The following is a 16,231-nucleotide window of genomic DNA, read 5'->3' on the forward strand; positions in this document are numbered from 1 at the left end:
TCTCCCTTGGGAATGGAACAGATATTTTCCGTCGCCTGTCTTAGACGATGGCGAAGAAATTACAATGACGGTGGGCAGCGGAAACGGCCCGCCCGCCATTAAAATCGATTGGCACAAAAGTGCCCGCCGTCACGGTCAGCCGATCAGGCTTTCGTAATCGCGTCGAAAGCCAGAAGCTTTTCGAGCATTTTCGGCATGTCCTTCAGATGGACCATGTTAGGGCCGTCTGACGGCGCATTGTCCGGATCCTCATGCGTCTCGATGAAGAGGCCGGCCACGCCAACCGCAACGGCCGCACGCGCCAACGTCTCGACGAATTCGCGCTGGCCACCTGTGGAGCCGCCCTGCCCGCCCGGCTGCTGCACCGAATGGGTGGCATCGAACACGACAGGTGCGCCGAGCGCTGCCATGATCGGCAAAGAGCGCATGTCGGAAACCAGCGTGTTGTAACCGAAGGACGCGCCGCGCTCGCACAACATCACATTCGGATTGCCGCTCTCATTGAGCTTGGCAAGCACGTTCTTCATGTCCCAGGGCGCCAGAAACTGGCCTTTCTTGACGTTGATGACGCGGCCGGTTTTGGCGGCAGCAACGAGAAGATCGGTCTGGCGGCTGAGGAACGCCGGGATCTGCAGCACGTCCACTACCTCGGAAACGATGGCGCATTGCTCTTCCGTGTGGATGTCGGTCAGAACAGGAAAACCGAATTCCTTTTTGAGATCGGTAAAAACCTGCATCGCGTTATCCAGGCCGATGCCGCGTTTTCCGGAAAGCGAAGTGCGGTTCGCCTTGTCGAAAGAGGACTTGTAGACAAGCCCTATTCCCAGCTTGTCGCAAAGCTCCTTCAGGACGCCAGCGATCATGAAGGCATGTTCGCGGCTTTCCATCTGGCAGGGACCGGCAATCAGCGAAAACCGCTCAGTATTCGAGAAGGAAACCTTGCTGGCGCCGTCGCCGGCAGTGACTTTAAGATTGTTCGTAACGCTCATCATTTTTCCTCGAAGGCGAAGGCAACGCCCTGACCGGGTGCTGCGGGCACCACCAGACGGCCGTCCGCTTTTGCGCAGGACACGCCATTAGCAGCAAGCACCGCCTCTGTCACGGCAAGATCGTGTGACGAAAAGACGATGCCCGCGCCGCGCAATCCGCCTTCGTTGCCATCCTGAGCACTCAGGGCCTGCCCGCCGAAAGGCGGTTTTCCGGTCAATCTGATGCTGGCATTGCCGGTCGCGAAAACCATATCACCGCGCGGAGACCATTTACCTTCACAGCCAAACACCGTCTCGATCAGGCCCGCCACCTTCGCATCGCCGCCGGTAAACAGGACGATTTCACTCAGGCCGGTGACACCATTGGCGTGGCGCTCAAGCATGGTGCGATCGCCCGGAAGGGCTTGAAGCCGTTGACAACTGAACAAAAAGAAATCCGCGGCCGCCCCGCTTGCCGCAAAAGCCAGCCGGAACGCCGCCTCGCCTTGCGAGCCATCCGGCATCCGAACAGGCCGCGAAAACTCGAAAACATCGCCCGCCGAAAGGCCGGCTGCCCGAAACCGCTCATGGTCAACCAAGGCGTCTTTAGTCCTGGCGACAAGAGCCGAAAAACCCTCCTGCCCGTCCCGTTGCCGGAAGGCCACATCCCTGCCGGTGAACACATCACCCCCCTCTATTGACGCATTATATTTAGCCGGATCAGCAATTGCGAGCGGCTCCAGATAGGTGCCATCGGCGAAAAATACGCAGGCATTTTGGGTGCCGAAAGGGTGCAGAGCCTCCGGCGCAACCGTAAAGCCAAGACTGACGAGGCGCTTCACGGCGACGCCTATGACTTCCACGGGCAAAACGAGATGGTCAACGCTATAGGGTTTCGTCATGACATGTATCCTGCTGGCCTTCCGCCCGGAGCATGCCGGGACGGTTTTGACCGCACAAAAGCACAATTGCGTGCTATGAGGCAAATCATCACAGCAATAGATGGCACCTTCACGAAATTTTAGGGGATTGCAGAACACATATGGAACATATAGTGTTCGTTCTGTATTTGTTTCGCGACTTCCACTACGATTCTAAAGGGTGTTTTCCTCATGCTCACGCGCAAACAGCAGGAATTGCTTCTCTTCATTCATGAACGAATGAAAGAGTCCGGCGTGCCGCCCTCCTTCGATGAAATGAAGGACGCACTCGATCTTGCTTCGAAATCCGGCATCCACCGCCTGATAACCGCTCTCGAAGAGCGCGGGTTCATTCGTCGGCTACCGAATAGAGCTCGGGCGCTGGAAGTCATCAAGCTGCCCGAGGCTTATACGCCGGGCGCAAGGCCGCAGCGCGGCTTTTCGCCAAGCGTTATCGAAGGCAGCCTTGGCAAACCCAAAACGCCGGAACCGGCCCCTGCCCCCAAGACGCCGGCCAACGATCTGGGCGGGGCTGTCACCGTGCCGGTCATGGGCCGCATCGCTGCGGGCGTGCCGATTTCCGCCATTCAGAACAACACCCATGATGTGGCCGTGCCAGTAGACATGCTTGGCACGGGCGAACATTACGCTCTTGAGGTCAAGGGTGATTCGATGATCGAGGCCGGCATTTTCGACGGCGACACAGTCATCATCCGCAACGGCAACACCGCCAATCCCGGGGATATCGTTGTGGCTCTGGTGGATGACGAGGAAGCCACGCTGAAGCGCTTCCGCCGCAAGGGTGCCTCCATTGCGCTCGAGGCGGCAAACCCAGCCTATGAGACCCGTATTTTCGGGCCCGACCGGGTGAAAATTCAGGGCAAGCTGGTGGGGCTGATCCGCCGCTACCATTGATCTTATCGAACCGAACGTGCTCACTTTACATTAGGCGTCATCGTGAAGATGGCGCCTATATATGGTTTGGCTGTTTCCAAACGTGGCGTGCTTTAGCGGGTGCACGAGGATATGCGCCATTCAGCCTATGCGCGTTGCCCTTTCCAAACTAAGTTCCTGCTCCATAAAGATGCTTCGGTTTCGCTACAGGCGTGGTGGCGAATGGGCTGTTCGCTGTAATTGTCGAAGCGATCCCATCCGCTGTTTTTTAGCGACGTTGTTCTGTCGTGTTGCGCAGTCAGTTTAGTGGTCACCAAAGGGTGACTTATCGCAAGGCGCGCTCTCAGTGACCCCACATCACCATTCATCAACGGCGTTTATGGGAGCCATGGATAATTTTCGATATTCCGTGAACGCTTGGCAGGTGTAGAAATACGCGTCATATCCGGGAGATACGCCATGTACGATCTTTATATAGCCAACAAGAACTATTCTTCATGGTCGCTGCGGCCGTGGGTATTGATGCGCACGCTCGGTATCGCCTTTGATGAAAAGCTCATTCCGTTCGGCGAAGGCGTCTCCTTCTCCTCCTTTTCGCCGACGGGCAAGGTGCCCTGCCTGGTCGACGAGGGTATGACGGTTTGGGAAACGCTTTCGATCGTCGAATATCTTGCTGAAAGACACCAGAGCGTCTGGGCAAGCGACAAGCATGCGAGGGCCTGGTCGCGTTCGGCCGCAAGTGAGATGCATGCCGGCTTTTCCTCGCTGCGCAATCTCTATCCCATGTCGGTGGGCATTCGGGTCAAACCCAGGGGCGGCGATTCCGGGCTTAAAGCCGATATAAAGCGGATCGATGCGTTGTGGAGCGAGGGTCTCACAAAATTCGGCGGGCCATATCTTGCCGGTCAAAAGTTCACGGCGGTCGATGCTTTCTTCTGCCCGGTTGCATTCCGTTTCCAGACCTATGGCAGCGCGGATCTTTCGCCAGCAGCGAAAGCCTATTGCGACCGGCTGCTCGCCCTACCTGCCATGCAAGAATGGTACGAGGCCGGTTTGAAGGAGAGCTGGCGCGACGCTGGTCATGAAGAGGAAGTTGGCGGGATCGGCGAATTGACTGAAGATTTGCGCGCCAAGGCCCGATGATCCATGCTGACGGCGGTCATTGCGACGCCGCCAGCAGCCGGACGATGGGCTGCGGCAGATCACGGTCGAAACGTCCGCTTTTCCAGTCGTAATAACGGTGCTGGCTCCAGGGCCTGTCCGTTCCGGCGATTGCGGCGCGCAACCCGCTCGCCACACCCTCCTCCCTCTTGTCGGCAAAATCTATTTCCACAGAACCGAGACGCCGCAAGATGTCACGGCTGAGCAGGAGTGCACCCGAGCGGCACTTAGAAAAAGAGGTTCTGCGGGAAACAACGACGATATCGGCAATATCGCAGGCTTTTCCCGCGAAGCGGCCATCTTCCAGAACGACGATCCACTCTCCGCTTGCGGCGCTCGCTACGCACCATATGTCTTTCCTGCAGGTGAAGACGCCAGCTTTGGCGTCTTTGAGCGCCGCCGTCATCTCGCGTACCACGACAGCCATGTCTTCCGGCGACAGTTTCGATCTCGAGTCAGAACCAGCAGTATTTGCCATGCTCTCACCATTTATAAAATCTGGCGGCACGGTTTTTTCCGGCAGCAGCAGCGCCCTTTGCCACTGGCCGTAAACGAAGCCCTGCGGACGGGCTTTTGTGGTTGAGACCTTGCCGTCCTCCAGGAGTGCCACCAAGTCGCCGTCCTCGTGAATCAATAGATCCGGCAGATCACGATAGGCCGTAACTGCCGACACACCGAAGGCGAAGAGCAGAAACGGGATGCCAAGAAGCGCAAGCCGGCTGCGCAGCAATGTCAGCAGCAGGAAACCCACCGAAGCCAAACCGATAAACCAGCCGTGCGGACGCCCAGTCGCTGCGCTGCCGCCCCAGGAGGCCACCTCGTTTGCAACCTCGATGACGAGTGCCATGCCATAACCCATGATCTTCAGGAACGGCGCATCGAGCCCGAAGGGCATCAGCAGCATGGCGATAAGAGCGAATGGCATGACGATCAGCGACATGAGCGGCATTGCAGCCAGATTGGCGAACAGTCCATAGGTGGTGACACGGTGAAAATGTTCGGCCGAATAGATCGCCGTAGAAAGGCCCCCGATCAGCGACGTCGTGATAACGCCGCCAATGACCGCGCCCATCATTTCCGCCACCTTCAGCCATGCGGGCTTGCGCCCGATGAACAGCCGCTCGCGATCCGTGCGCCAACGGCTCCAGAAGGCATAGGCCGAAACAAGCGCTATGGTGGCCGCAAATGACATCTGAAAACTCGGACCCATGATTTCCGAGGGCGAGAAAGCCAGAATGATCAGGGCGGAAATGGCAACGTTTCTGAGGCTGAGTGATGGCTGATCGAAAAGGACCGCGATCAGCATCACAGACATCATCAGCCAGGCACGCTCGGCGGAAACGGCGAAACCGGAAATCAGATAATAGGCAAGCGTCATCAGCAGTGCCGCGAAAGCCGCGATCTTCTTGACCGGCCAGCGCTGCGCAAAGGCGGGAAACAGGCTGAAAGCCAGTCTCAGGCCAACAAAGAATATGCCGGAGGCCAGTGCCATGTTGAGCCCGGATATGGCAACGATATGGGCAAGGCCGGAGAGCCGCAACGCCTCCATCGTCTCCGCCGATATGGCCTGTCTCTCATCGGTGATGATGGAGGCGGCGAAGGCTCCGGCATCACCGCCGATGGTGGTGCGGATGCGTTCGGCAATTGCGCTGCGAAGGCCGTAAAGCCGCATATCGGCCCATTCCAACCAACCCTTGTCAGGCCTTGCGTCACCAACGGGTGATACAAGCGCCTGCGGTGATTTATAAAAGAAACCGGTCGCGCCTATGCCTTTGAAATAGGACGTGAAGGCGAAGTCGTTCAGTCCCGGTAAGGCCGGGCCGGATGGCGGCGAGAGGCGGACCTTGCCGCGAAGGGTTGCGCCGAGTGCGATCGGCTCGCCTCCGCCACGCGAAAGCACCGATATCCTCTGCGGCGGACGCGACAATGTCGGGTCCGCTGTTGCGGTCAGATCGACGACATATCGCCAGTAGCCGCGTGCATCGACCTCCCGGCGCGCCACGGTGCCGGTGATGGTGGTGGTGACGGGGGTATCCAGCACCACGGTCCCTGCCCTTCGGGTTTCGAAATCTGCCAGAAGCATGCCCAGCAATAGAAAAGCGAAAGGGCCGCAAACCGCCGCCGCAATGCCAGCTTTATATCTCACAAAGAGCGCCAGAACGGCGACAAAAAGAAATGTGGCAATCAAAACGACCGGGGAAGGCGTGGCATCTAGAGAAAACCAGAGTACCGCGCCGCAGCCGATGGAAACGGGAATGAAAAGAAAATCGTGGCCGAATGCGCGCTCCTCGGCCAGGCACATGGCGATTTTTTCGGCCACGGTAGTGTTGCGGTTAATCTCGGGAATAATGGCGGGAGTGTCATATGTTGCCGCATCACTGCTTCGGCGGAGAGGAAACAGAATTTCCCGTGTGCCGGGCAAGTCTCCCTGCATCGTTTTAGCATATTCGAAATGCTGTTTTTCCCCTTGACCGAGCAATCCCCACCGCCCCTTGCCGCACCAAAAACAGGTTTGCAGACCAGCGCTGGGGATTGCAATCCTTTACTTTAACGATGCGTTGACCGAGATTGAATTGCTGCTGCCGGGAAAGCCTGAAGCAACGCGATTGCGTTTGCCGCAATGCACAATTTGACCTTTGGATAGCTTGGCATCCGCGCAAGGATCATATAGCTAATCGGTAGACGCTTAACCGCGGGGCGTATCTCAACGCCCCCACCCGCATGTTTTCGGAGGATCAGTATGACGGAAAAAAGCGCTACAGTGACACTTGGCGAAAAACAGGTCGAACTCCCGGTCAGGGAAGGCACGATTGGACCAAGCGTCGTCGATATCGCCACGCTGTACAAGCACACGGGCTCCTTCACCTACGACCCCGGCTTCACCTCGACAGCCTCCTGCGAATCCAAGATCACCTATATCGATGGTGACGAAGGCGTTCTTCTGCACCGCGGCTTCCCCATTGAGCAGCTTGCCGAACAGGGCGACTTCCTGGAAACCTGCTATCTGCTGCTTTACGGAGAATTGCCGACAGCTGCGCAGAAGAAGGACTTCGACACCCGCGTAACGCGCCACACCATGGTGCACGAGCAGATGAGCCGCTTCTTCACCGGCTACCGTCGCGACGCACATCCGATGGCTGTCATGTGCGGCACGGTCGGCGCTCTGTCGGCCTTCTATCACGACTCGACGGACATTACGGATCCGCACCAGCGCATGGTCGCTTCGCTGCGGATGATCGCGAAAATGCCGACGATCGCCGCCATGGCCTACAAGTACCATATCGGCCAGCCCTTCGTTTACCCGAAGAACGACCTCGATTACGCTTCCAACTTCCTGCACATGTGCTTTGCCGTGCCTTGCGAAGAGTACAAGGTCGATCCGGTTCTGGCTCGCGCCATGGACCGCATCTTCATCCTGCATGCGGATCACGAACAGAACGCTTCCACCTCCACGGTGCGTCTTGCCGGTTCGTCGGGTGCAAACCCGTTCGCCTGTATTGCAGCGGGCATCGCCTGCCTCTGGGGTCCGGCACATGGCGGCGCCAACGAAGCGGCGCTCAACATGCTCAACGAAATCGGCACGGTTGACCGCATTCCGGAGTACATTGCCCGCGCCAAGGACAAGAACGATCCGTTCCGCCTGATGGGCTTTGGCCACCGCGTGTACAAGAACTACGACCCGCGCGCCAAGATCATGCAGAAGACGATGTACGAAGTGCTGGAAGCCACCGGCAACTCCGACGATCCGATCATGCAGGTCGCGCTCGAACTCGAAAAGATCGCTCTTTCCGATCCTTATTTCGTCGAGAAGAAGCTGTACCCGAACGTCGACTTCTATTCGGGTATCACGCTGAAGGCGCTTGGCTTCCCCACGACCATGTTTACCGTGCTGTTCGCACTGGCCCGCACCGTCGGCTGGATCGCGCAGTGGAACGAAATGATCGAGGATCCGCAGCAGCGCATCGGCCGTCCGCGCCAGCTCTACACGGGCGCCGGCAAGCGTGACTACGTTCCGGTTTCCAAGCGTTAAGCCGGGAAACCAACCAACATAAAAAAGCCGGCGGGTTTTATCCGCCGGCTTTTTTGTTGGATATGATCATCGATAAGAATAGCGAAACCTGCCCTGCCGACCCCAGGAAGCAGACAGGATCGCTACCGGTTCAGCCTTGCCGGTTGCGGCTGTTCAGCACATCGAGAAGGATAAGGGCGCCGGTTTCGCCAGGAGGCACTTCTGTGTGCAAACGCTCCTGCACAAGAGCATAGCCTTCCAGCATCGCCCGCCGTTCGGTGGTGTCGGATGAGAGCCGCTCGGCCCAACGCAGCATCGACCCTGCCCGTACCACCTCGTTGAAATATTCTGGCACCACGACATAGTCGGCAATCAGGTTCGGAAGCGCACCTGTCCAGGTTTTCACCCGCTTGCTCAGCATCGTGAAAATCCAGTCGGTCTTGTAGACCGATATGGTTGGTACGCCGACGAGCGCGAGCTCGAGAATAACGGTGCCGGACGCGGCAATCGCCGCATCGGCGCGCGCAAATGCATTCCACTTGAAGGCGGGATCGATGCCGATTTCAGGCCTGATATCCTGCGGCCATGTTGCCGCCAGTTCGCGGATGCGGTTTTCCTGGCGCGGCACTGTCGGCAGCAGAAACTTCGTCGGGCCGTTGCGCTCGACATATGCTTTTGCCGCTTCCTGAAACGGCTCCATCAACCGGGTCGTTTCGGTGGAACGTGACCCCGGCAGGAGCAGAATAGTTTTCGGTTCGCCGTTGGCAGGCAGGGGCCGCTCAGCCCGCCTCTGCCGCACGGAGAGCACGTCTTGATCGACGCTGAGGCGATGGCCGACAAAGGTTGTCGGTGGGCCGCCGAGACGCCGCATCGCCTCCGGCTCGAATGGAAGCAGGGCCAGAACGTGATCGACATAGGACAACATCGCAGTGGCGCGATATTCCTTCCACGCCCAGACGCTGGGGCAGACATAATTGACGACCGGCAGATGCGGCAATTGTTTGCGGACTTTTTTCGCAACACGATGGGTGAAATCCGGGCTGTCGATGATCAGCAGAATATCCGGCTTTGCGACAATGATTGCCTGCGCAGTCTGGTTGATCCGCGAAATCAGCTTCGGCAGCTTCTTCAGAACCTGCGTGAAGCCCATGATGGAGAGTTCGGAATAATCGAACAGCGAAACCAGCCCCTGCGCCTCCAGAGCCTCACCGCCGACGCCCATCAGCTCGACAGAACCCGAATAATGGCCTTTCAGGGACCGGATGAGATCGGCACCCAGAAGATCGCCGGATACCTCGCCGGCTATAACCGCCACCTTCAATGTTGCCGTCATCCCACCATGTCTCCGCCCATCATGTCTTCACCGAGTGACGTATCGATACCGCACACGAATATGCCGGCCTGATCTGCCGCCTTCAACATCTCATCGCGATCAAGTACCAGCGCGCGCCCGGCTTCAACGGCGATCCCCGCCAGCCCGGCCTTATGCGCGTTCTCCACCGTTTCCACGCCGATGGTCGGCAAGTCAGCGCGGATATCCTGCTGCGGCTTGCAGAGCTTCACCAAAACACCCTTGCGACGGGTCGAGATGCGGCCCTCAGCGCGTAATGCCGCGACACGCGCCAGCATCGCGTCTGTGCCCTCGACGCCCTCCAGTGCAACGATACGGCCGCCAACGGCGACTGCACCCTGCCCGACATCAAGCGTGCCGAGTGCCAGTGCGGCCTGCGCGGCCTTGCGTATGTCGCGCAGATCGTCTTCAGCAGGTTTATGCGCACCGAAAGGGCCGGTCGTAGCAAGCAGACCGGGTGCGATCTCGTGGGCGCCAATGACTTTTGCCCCAAGCGTGCCGATGACCTTGATGACCATCTGTAAAACGGCGTCATCGCCGCTCGACAGCAGGGTGCGGACGATGGATGGCAGTTTCAGCAATATGCCGATCGTGGGGCGGATTTCCCGCCATTCAGGGCGCCGCGCCACGGCGCCGGAAAGCACGACGCGGTCCACCTGGTTTTCGCGCAGCAGGCGACCAAGCCCGGCGACATCGCCGACGCTAATCACCGCATTGTCGAAACCGCTCCAGTCAAACTGGGAATCATCGCGTAGCTGTACAATGAAGGGGTTCTCCCCCATCTCGCGCGCGGCCGCCGCGACATGCAGCGGCAGCTGGCCGCTGCCGGCCACGATGGCGAGACGCCCGCCGCCTGTCACGGCTCACTTGCCCCGGTTTGGCGAAGAAAGCGCGCGGTCGCTGTCCGCACCGATGAAATCGAGGATTTCGATGACCTGGGGGCAATCGAGATATTCTGCGCGGTCAATCGCAGCCGCATTGCTGCGGATGGCGCCTTCGCCTTCGAATATCTGCTTGAAGACACGCCTGACCTTGTGAATATCCGCGCGGTCGATACCGGAACGCGTCATGCCAACGACATTCAGCCCGCCGAGAATGCCGGGATTACCGTTCAGCATGCCATAGGGAATGACGTCATAATTGACCGCCGACAACCCGCCGATAAAGGCCTGACGACCGATTCGAGTGAACTGGTGCACGGCACAGCCGCCGCCCAGGATAGCGCGGTCCTCAATGGTGACATGTCCCGCCAGCATCACATTGTTCGACAGGATGATATGGCTGCCGAGGCGACAATCATGCGCCACATGCGAATTGGCGAGGAACAGGTTGTCATCGCCGACAATCGTCTTGCCGCTGCCGTCGGAGCTGCCCGCATTCATCGTAACGCCTTCGCGCATGATGCAGCGCGCACCGATCTCGAGCGTCGTTTCCGAGCCATCGTGGCGAATTGCCTGCGGTGTACCGCCAATAACGGCCATTGGATGGATGACCGAACCACGGCCAATGACGGTGAGACCGGAGACGACGGCATGATTGTGCAGCGTGACCTCGTCTTGCAGAGTAACTTTCGCGCCGACATAGCTCAGGGCACCGATGACGACATTTTCACCGATAACCGCGCCGTCTTCTACAACGGCGGTCGGGTGAATTTTTGCCGAAGCCGCAATAGTGCTCATTGCTGGTCCTCGGGGATCATCATCGCACCGACGTCAGCTTCCGCCACCAGCGCGCCTTCGACCTTGGCCTCGCAATGAAATTTGAAGACATTGCCCCGCTGGCGCTGCTTGACCACGTGAATTTCCAGACGATCGCCGGGAACGACGGGTCTGCGGAAGCGCGCGTTGTCGATTGTCATGAAATAGACGAGATAACCGCCCTCACCCTGGCTGCGGGCGCAGATCGCACCTGCCGTCTGGGCCATGGCCTCGACGATCAAAACGCCCGGCATGATCGGGCGATCCGGGAAATGACCGGTGAAATGCGGTTCGTTGACCGTCACGTTCTTGATGCCAATCGCCGAATTATTACCATCGATCTCGATGATCTTGTCGATGAGCAAGAACGGGTAACGATGCGGCAAAAGCTTCATGACTTCCAGAATGTCAGCCGCGCCGAGCGTCGTCTTGGTTTCTTCAGTCATCGTTTTTTTCTCCTGTTTTTTTATCACGCCCTTCAGCGCGTGCCAGAATATCGGCCATGTCGCGCAGGAAATACTTCATCGGACGCGCTGGCGTCCCACCATAACGGGCGCCGGCCGGAACGTCGGCGACAACACCGCTCATCGCCGCAATCTGCACGCCGTCACCAATAGTGATATGGCCGTTGATACCCGCCGCGCCGCCGATCATCACACCATCGCCGATGCGGGTGCTGCCCGCAATGCCGACCTTGCTGACGATGCCGCAATGGCGGCCGATGCGGACGTTGTGGCCGATCTGAACCTGATTGTCGATCTTGGTACCTTCGCCGATGACCGTATCGTCCATCGTGCCACGGTCGATCGTCGTATTAGCGCCGATCTCAACATTATCCTGAATGATAACCCGGCCGATCTGCACGATTTTCAGCATGCCGCGCGGACCGGGCGCATAACCGAACCCGTCCTGACCGATGCGCGCTCCGTTGTGAATAATCACATTGTTGCCGATGAGAGCGGCAAGAATGCTCGCGCCGCCGGCAATCGTGCAATCACGCCCCACCTGAACATCCGCGCCGATGATGACACCAGGCCCGATCCGCGTACCGGCGCCGATATGGGCACCAGCGCCAATCACGGCGAGCGGCTCGACAATCACGCCAGCTTCCAGCTTTGCAGACGGATCGACATGCGCGGTATGGGAAACTTCAGCTTCCATCACCACAATCGTACCGGGACGCATCGCGGCGGGATGCAACAAGGCACCTACCTGCGCAAAAAGCGTGTGCGGGTTTTTCGATATCAGCGCCGGGATGTGAGACGGCAGCATATCCGCAAGTGCGGCGTCACAAATGACGGCGCCAGCCTCACAGGTCGGCAACTCATCGCGGTTCTTGCGAGAAAGAATATAGCAGAGCTGGTCGGGTTTTGCCCGGTAGACCGGCGCAACGGATCTGATGATCCGTTCTCCCGCCGCCTCATCAGACAGTTCCGCCCCAAAACGGTCTGCGATGTCTTTCAATCGCAGTCCCTCGTGGGGCGGAAAAAACGCGTTGTATTCCATTAGCCGGACACTCCAGAACGTTCAAAGTTGCAGTTCTGGACTGCCGATATCAGAAAGTGTTGGACATGCCAAACCGGAAACGCTGTTCCTCGTCGTAGTCTTCCTTGGCGATCGGAACCGCATAGTCGACGCGGATCGGGCCGAAGGGCGATGCCCACATCACGCCGATACCGGCGGATGCGCGGATGGAGTTGTCATCCTTCACGCCTGCGCTGTTTGCAACCTTGTTGCCGTACAGCGTACCGGCATCGACGAAACCGGCGAGACGGAGGCCGAAATCTTCCGGAACACCTGGCATCGGAGCCGTGACTTCAGCAGAAGCCGCGAAGTAGGTCGTGCCGCCGATGGAGTCGGAACCGATACGCGGGCCAATACCATCGTTCTTGAAGCCACGAACCTGACGACCACCGAACTTGAACTGATCGAACACCAGCAGATTGTCGCCCGTCGGAACGACGTGACCCGCCTGACCGGTGAGCGAGCCGATAACATCGTACTCGTCCGAAAGCGTGTAGTAGAAGCGCGCCTTGGCGTAGATCTTGTAATATTCGGAATCGCCGCCGAGGCCTGCAAATTCGTTCGTCAAGGCAGCCTGCCAGCCTTCGCGCGGCATGTTGCGGTCGTCGAGCGTATTGTAGTTCAGCGTGTTGGAGATGATGGACTGTGTCCAGTCACCGCCACGGATCAGAGCCTTATAGGGCTCGGCAAGATTGCTGCCGGTTTCCCAATCGCCCTCACCGTCGTAGTTGAGCTGCTTGTAGGTGTACTTGAACGTCGTCGAGAGGTTCTCGGTGATCGGCGCAGTCACGCGCAGTGCGAAGCCCTGCTCGTCGTAATCGTAATAGTCTTCGCTGCGGCTCTGGCTCTTGAACAGGTCGAAACCTGCGGCCAGACGGTAACCAAGGAAATACGGCTCGGTGAAGGACAGCGTGTAGCTGCGTGCATCGTCTTCACCCGCACCGGCGGCGAGACGAATGTACTGGCCACGACCGAGGAAGTTCTTCTCTTCGATCGATGCTTCAAGCAGCACACCGTCGTTCTGCGAGTAACCCGCACCGATACCGAACGAACCTGTCGACTGATCTTCAACGTCGACAACGATGACGACGCGATCAGGCGCGCTACCGCCGGCAGTCGAGACATTGACCTTCGAGAAGTAACCGAGCGCTTCAAGACGGCGCTTGGCAGCCGTGATGACCGTCTGGTTGAAAGCATCGCCTTCGGAAATATCGAACTCGCGGCGAATGACGTAGTCACGCGTACGCGTGTTGCCACGGATTTCGATACGCTCGACATAGGCGCGCTCGCCCTGATCGACGATATAGGTCACACCGATGGTGTTACCGGACATATCGCGGTCGCCGCGCGGCGTTACACGGGCGAAAGGATACCCCTCACCGGCAACGCGCTTGGAAATCGCTTCCATGCTCTGCTGGACTTCCTTGGCGCTGTAGCTAGCGCCCTGGCGGGTTTCCACGAGACCCTGAAGCTCGGAGCCGTCAATACCCGGAACAGTCGATTCGACTGCGACGTTGCCGAAGTCGTACTTCTTGCCTTCGTCGACCGTGATGGAGATGGTGTATTCGTTCTTGGACTCATCAAGCACAGCGTCGGACGACACGACCCGGAAGTCGGCATAACCACGGTTGTAGTAGAACTGGCGCAGCGCCTCTTCGTCGGCGCGCAGCTTGTCCTCGTTATAGACGTCCTTGCGTGTCAGGAACGACAGCATGTTGGACTTCTTGGTATTGATGACAGCGGCCAGACGACCGTCGCTATAGGAATTGTTGCCGACAAAATCGATGCGGCCGATCTTCGTGCGCTCGCCTTCGTTAATGACGAAAGCGATGTTCACACGGCCCTGACCAACGGAAACGGTCTGGGTGGTGATTTCGACGTCGCTGCGGCCGATCGCGGAATAGGCTTCCTTGATGCGCGCGATATCGGCAGTAACGATTGCCTGATTGAACGGGCCGAGCGGCTGGGTCTGCACGACGCCAGCGAGCTTGTCGTCCTTGATCTTGCGGTTACCGTTGAAAACCACCTGATTGACGAGCTGGTTTTCGTTGACCGTTACAACCAGCGTGCTGCCGGAAACGCGCATGGAGACATTCGAGAAGTAACCGGTGGCGTAAAGACGCTTCACCGATTCATCGATGTCCGAATTGGAAAAGTTCTTACCCGGCGCAATGGTGATGTTGGAGCGTACGGAGTCCGCACCGGATCTCTCAGCGCCACGAACATCAATCTTGCTGATGACGGCTGCATTCGCAGCACCAGCAGAGGCAAGCACGCCGAGGCCCGCAACCGAAGAAACACCAGCAGACAGCGCAACCGCCGACACCGCGTTCAAAAATCTTGAACCAGCCTTCATTTCAATTCTTACCTTTTTACGTTGTCCCTCAGCGGGCGGAACCCGACTCCGGCCATGTGCGTCGTTTTACCTGCTTTTCCCCTACAAGCAAGTCAGAACGTTAAATTCTGTTTACTTCGTGATCCAGAGTGGCGCATTCGCCACTTCGGGATAAAAACAGGGTAAACAATCGACTAACAAAACCGTTAAAACACTATCCTCAGCCAATCAAGCTGCTGATATCATTCCATGTTGCAAAAACCATAAGACCCAAAATCATTGCCATGCCGATACGGAACGCAACCTCCTGCGCACCGGCACCAAGCGGTCTGCCGCGGATGGCCTCGATTGCATAAAACACCAGATGTCCGCCGTCCAGAACCGGCACAGGCATCAGGTTCAAAAGACCGATCGATACGGAAAGAACCGCTGCAAGCTGGATGACAGCCGAAATACCGAGCGTCGCCATCTGACCGGAAGCCTGTGCTACGCGGACTGGACCGCCCAGTTGATCGGCGTTCATGCGCCCGGTCACGAGGTTACCGATGTAGTTGAAAGTACCGGTGATGACGTGGCCAGTTTCACGCACGCCCTCAAGCAGCGCCTCAGACGGCGAATACTCGATGTGGCGGAAATTGCCGCTGTTCTGGTCGGTGACAATGCCGATGATGCCCATTTCCAGTTTGTTGCCGAACTGGTCCGTGGTTTCGGTGCGGGTCGGAACCATCGGAAGCTTCAGCTCCTCGCCTGCCCTTTCGACGGTCACGGTGATCGGCGTGCCCGGACGGATGCCGACATAACGGCGTACGTCCTCGAACGTCTTGACCTTTTCACCGTCGATCGCAACGAGGCGGTCACCGGGGTGCACGCCGGCGGCCGCAGCCGCGCTGTTTTCACGCACTTCCGCCACGACCGGATCGGCGATCATACGGCCATAGACACCGAACAGGACCGCGAAGATGAGAATGGCGAGAATGAAATTGGCAATAGGTCCGGCGGCAACCGTCGCCGCCCTTTTCCACAGCTTAGCGCCGGAAAGCGTCTGCGCCCTCTCCTCAAGCGACATGTGCGACAGGCCGGAACTATCCGGCTTGCTGGATGCATCCTCGTCGCCGAAGAATTTTACATAGCCGCCGAGCGGTATGGCGGAAATCTTCCACCGCGTGCCGTGCCTGTCGGTAAAGCCAATCAGCTCCGGGCCGAAACCGATGGAAAAGGCCGTGGAGCGAATGCCGCTCCAGCGGCCGACAAGGTAGTGGCCCATTTCATGGACGAAAACGAGCAGGGAAAGTACGAGGACGAAGGGCACGATATAGCCGGTCAGAAAACCGGTCGCCGCCATTACTGTGTTCATGACAATCTGCCCTTTATT

General features: G+C 58.3%; 13 protein-coding genes. 3 read left to right on the forward strand and 10 right to left on the reverse strand.

Going from position 1 to position 16,231, the window contains the following annotated elements; translation table 11 throughout:
- Window positions 1–143 precede the first annotated feature (143 nt).
- Together kdsA and GH784_RS10625 are read right to left on the reverse strand one after the other, a co-directional pair.
- Window positions 144–989, reverse strand: a complete 846-nt coding sequence (gene kdsA / locus GH784_RS10620) for a 3-deoxy-8-phosphooctulonate synthase (RefSeq protein ID WP_065704620.1) — start codon at window positions 987–989, stop codon at window positions 144–146.
- Window positions 989–1,870: a VOC family protein gene (locus GH784_RS10625; protein ID WP_065704622.1), complete on the reverse strand. Its 882-nt coding sequence runs from the start codon at window positions 1,868–1,870 to the stop codon at window positions 989–991. Before GH784_RS10625 ends, kdsA begins: the two co-directional genes overlap by 1 nt.
- Window positions 1,871–2,080: 210 nt before the next feature.
- Here GH784_RS10625 and lexA point away from each other — a divergent pair, with 210 nt between their 5' ends.
- Both lexA and GH784_RS10635 read left to right on the forward strand, forming a co-directional pair.
- Complete coding sequence (gene lexA, locus GH784_RS10630; protein ID WP_003512859.1) at window positions 2,081–2,803, forward strand: transcriptional repressor LexA; 723 nt, start codon at window positions 2,081–2,083, stop codon at window positions 2,801–2,803.
- A gap of 438 nt (window positions 2,804–3,241) precedes the next feature.
- A complete protein-coding gene (locus GH784_RS10635; RefSeq protein ID WP_065704624.1) occupies window positions 3,242–3,925 on the forward strand; it encodes a glutathione S-transferase family protein in 684 nt (227 codons plus the stop codon).
- A 16-nt stretch (window positions 3,926–3,941) separates the two neighbouring features.
- Here the strand turns inward: GH784_RS10635 and GH784_RS10640 are convergent, their stop codons facing one another.
- Window positions 3,942–6,377, reverse strand: coding sequence for a ComEC/Rec2 family competence protein (locus tag GH784_RS10640; protein ID WP_065704626.1), 2,436 nt, complete (start codon window positions 6,375–6,377; stop codon window positions 3,942–3,944).
- A gap of 306 nt (window positions 6,378–6,683) precedes the next feature.
- On the opposite strand from GH784_RS10640, the gene gltA reads away from it, so the two are divergent.
- Window positions 6,684–7,973, forward strand: coding sequence for a citrate synthase (gene gltA / locus GH784_RS10645; RefSeq protein ID WP_003496202.1), 1,290 nt, complete (start codon window positions 6,684–6,686; stop codon window positions 7,971–7,973).
- A gap of 130 nt (window positions 7,974–8,103) precedes the next feature.
- On the opposite strand, the gene lpxB is transcribed toward gltA, so the two are convergent.
- The 7 genes from lpxB to rseP form a co-directional block, all read right to left on the reverse strand.
- Window positions 8,104–9,285, reverse strand: a complete 1,182-nt coding sequence (gene lpxB / locus GH784_RS10650) for a lipid-A-disaccharide synthase (protein WP_153793409.1) — start codon at window positions 9,283–9,285, stop codon at window positions 8,104–8,106.
- Complete coding sequence (locus GH784_RS10655; protein ID WP_003512855.1) at window positions 9,282–10,163, reverse strand: LpxI family protein; 882 nt, start codon at window positions 10,161–10,163, stop codon at window positions 9,282–9,284. The genes lpxB and GH784_RS10655 overlap by 4 nt, the downstream gene beginning before the upstream one ends.
- Window positions 10,164–10,166: 3 nt before the next feature.
- Window positions 10,167–10,982 carry an acyl-ACP--UDP-N-acetylglucosamine O-acyltransferase gene (gene lpxA, locus GH784_RS10660; protein ID WP_013636021.1) on the reverse strand — a complete coding sequence of 272 codons (816 nt, stop codon included), beginning with the start codon at window positions 10,980–10,982 and terminating at the stop codon, window positions 10,167–10,169.
- Window positions 10,979–11,446 carry a 3-hydroxyacyl-ACP dehydratase FabZ gene (gene fabZ / locus GH784_RS10665; protein ID WP_013636020.1) on the reverse strand — a complete coding sequence of 156 codons (468 nt, stop codon included), beginning with the start codon at window positions 11,444–11,446 and terminating at the stop codon, window positions 10,979–10,981. Before fabZ ends, lpxA begins: the two co-directional genes overlap by 4 nt.
- Window positions 11,439–12,506: a UDP-3-O-(3-hydroxymyristoyl)glucosamine N-acyltransferase gene (lpxD, locus tag GH784_RS10670; RefSeq protein WP_013636019.1), complete on the reverse strand. Its 1,068-nt coding sequence runs from the start codon at window positions 12,504–12,506 to the stop codon at window positions 11,439–11,441. The genes fabZ and lpxD overlap by 8 nt, the downstream gene beginning before the upstream one ends.
- 49 nt (window positions 12,507–12,555) lie before the next feature.
- Window positions 12,556–14,880 (reverse strand): outer membrane protein assembly factor BamA, encoded by a 2,325-nt coding sequence (bamA, locus tag GH784_RS10675; protein ID WP_065704631.1) that lies wholly within the window; start codon window positions 14,878–14,880, stop codon window positions 12,556–12,558.
- A 199-nt stretch (window positions 14,881–15,079) separates the two neighbouring features.
- Window positions 15,080–16,201: an RIP metalloprotease RseP gene (gene rseP / locus GH784_RS10680; protein ID WP_019565535.1), complete on the reverse strand. Its 1,122-nt coding sequence runs from the start codon at window positions 16,199–16,201 to the stop codon at window positions 15,080–15,082.
- Between the last annotated feature and the right edge of the window lie 30 nt (window positions 16,202–16,231).

Source organism: Agrobacterium tumefaciens (assembly GCF_009649785.1).
GTDB classification, from domain to species: Bacteria; Pseudomonadota; Alphaproteobacteria; order Rhizobiales; family Rhizobiaceae; genus Agrobacterium; species Agrobacterium tumefaciens.

Bases quoted from the DNA above. Each gene is read 5' to 3' on its own strand.
- lpxD (WP_013636019.1), bottom strand. From the start codon at position 12,506: ATGGAATACAACGCGTTTTTTCCGCCCCACGAGGGACTGCGATTGAAA.
- lexA (WP_003512859.1), top strand. From the start codon at position 2,081: ATGCTCACGCGCAAACAGCAGGAATTGCTTCTCTTCATTCATGAACGA.
- GH784_RS10640 (WP_065704626.1), bottom strand. From the start codon at position 6,377: ATGCAGGGAGACTTGCCCGGCACACGGGAAATTCTGTTTCCTCTCCGC.
- lpxB (WP_153793409.1), bottom strand. From the start codon at position 9,285: ATGACGGCAACATTGAAGGTGGCGGTTATAGCCGGCGAGGTATCCGGC.
- lpxA (WP_013636021.1), bottom strand. From the start codon at position 10,982: ATGAGCACTATTGCGGCTTCGGCAAAAATTCACCCGACCGCCGTTGTA.
- GH784_RS10625 (WP_065704622.1), bottom strand. From the start codon at position 1,870: ATGACGAAACCCTATAGCGTTGACCATCTCGTTTTGCCCGTGGAAGTC.
- gltA (WP_003496202.1), top strand. From the start codon at position 6,684: ATGACGGAAAAAAGCGCTACAGTGACACTTGGCGAAAAACAGGTCGAA.
- kdsA (WP_065704620.1), bottom strand. From the start codon at position 989: ATGAGCGTTACGAACAATCTTAAAGTCACTGCCGGCGACGGCGCCAGC.
- bamA (WP_065704631.1), bottom strand. From the start codon at position 14,880: ATGAAGGCTGGTTCAAGATTTTTGAACGCGGTGTCGGCGGTTGCGCTG.
- GH784_RS10635 (WP_065704624.1), top strand. From the start codon at position 3,242: ATGTACGATCTTTATATAGCCAACAAGAACTATTCTTCATGGTCGCTG.
- rseP (WP_019565535.1), bottom strand. From the start codon at position 16,201: ATGGCGGCGACCGGTTTTCTGACCGGCTATATCGTGCCCTTCGTCCTC.
- fabZ (WP_013636020.1), bottom strand. From the start codon at position 11,446: ATGACTGAAGAAACCAAGACGACGCTCGGCGCGGCTGACATTCTGGAA.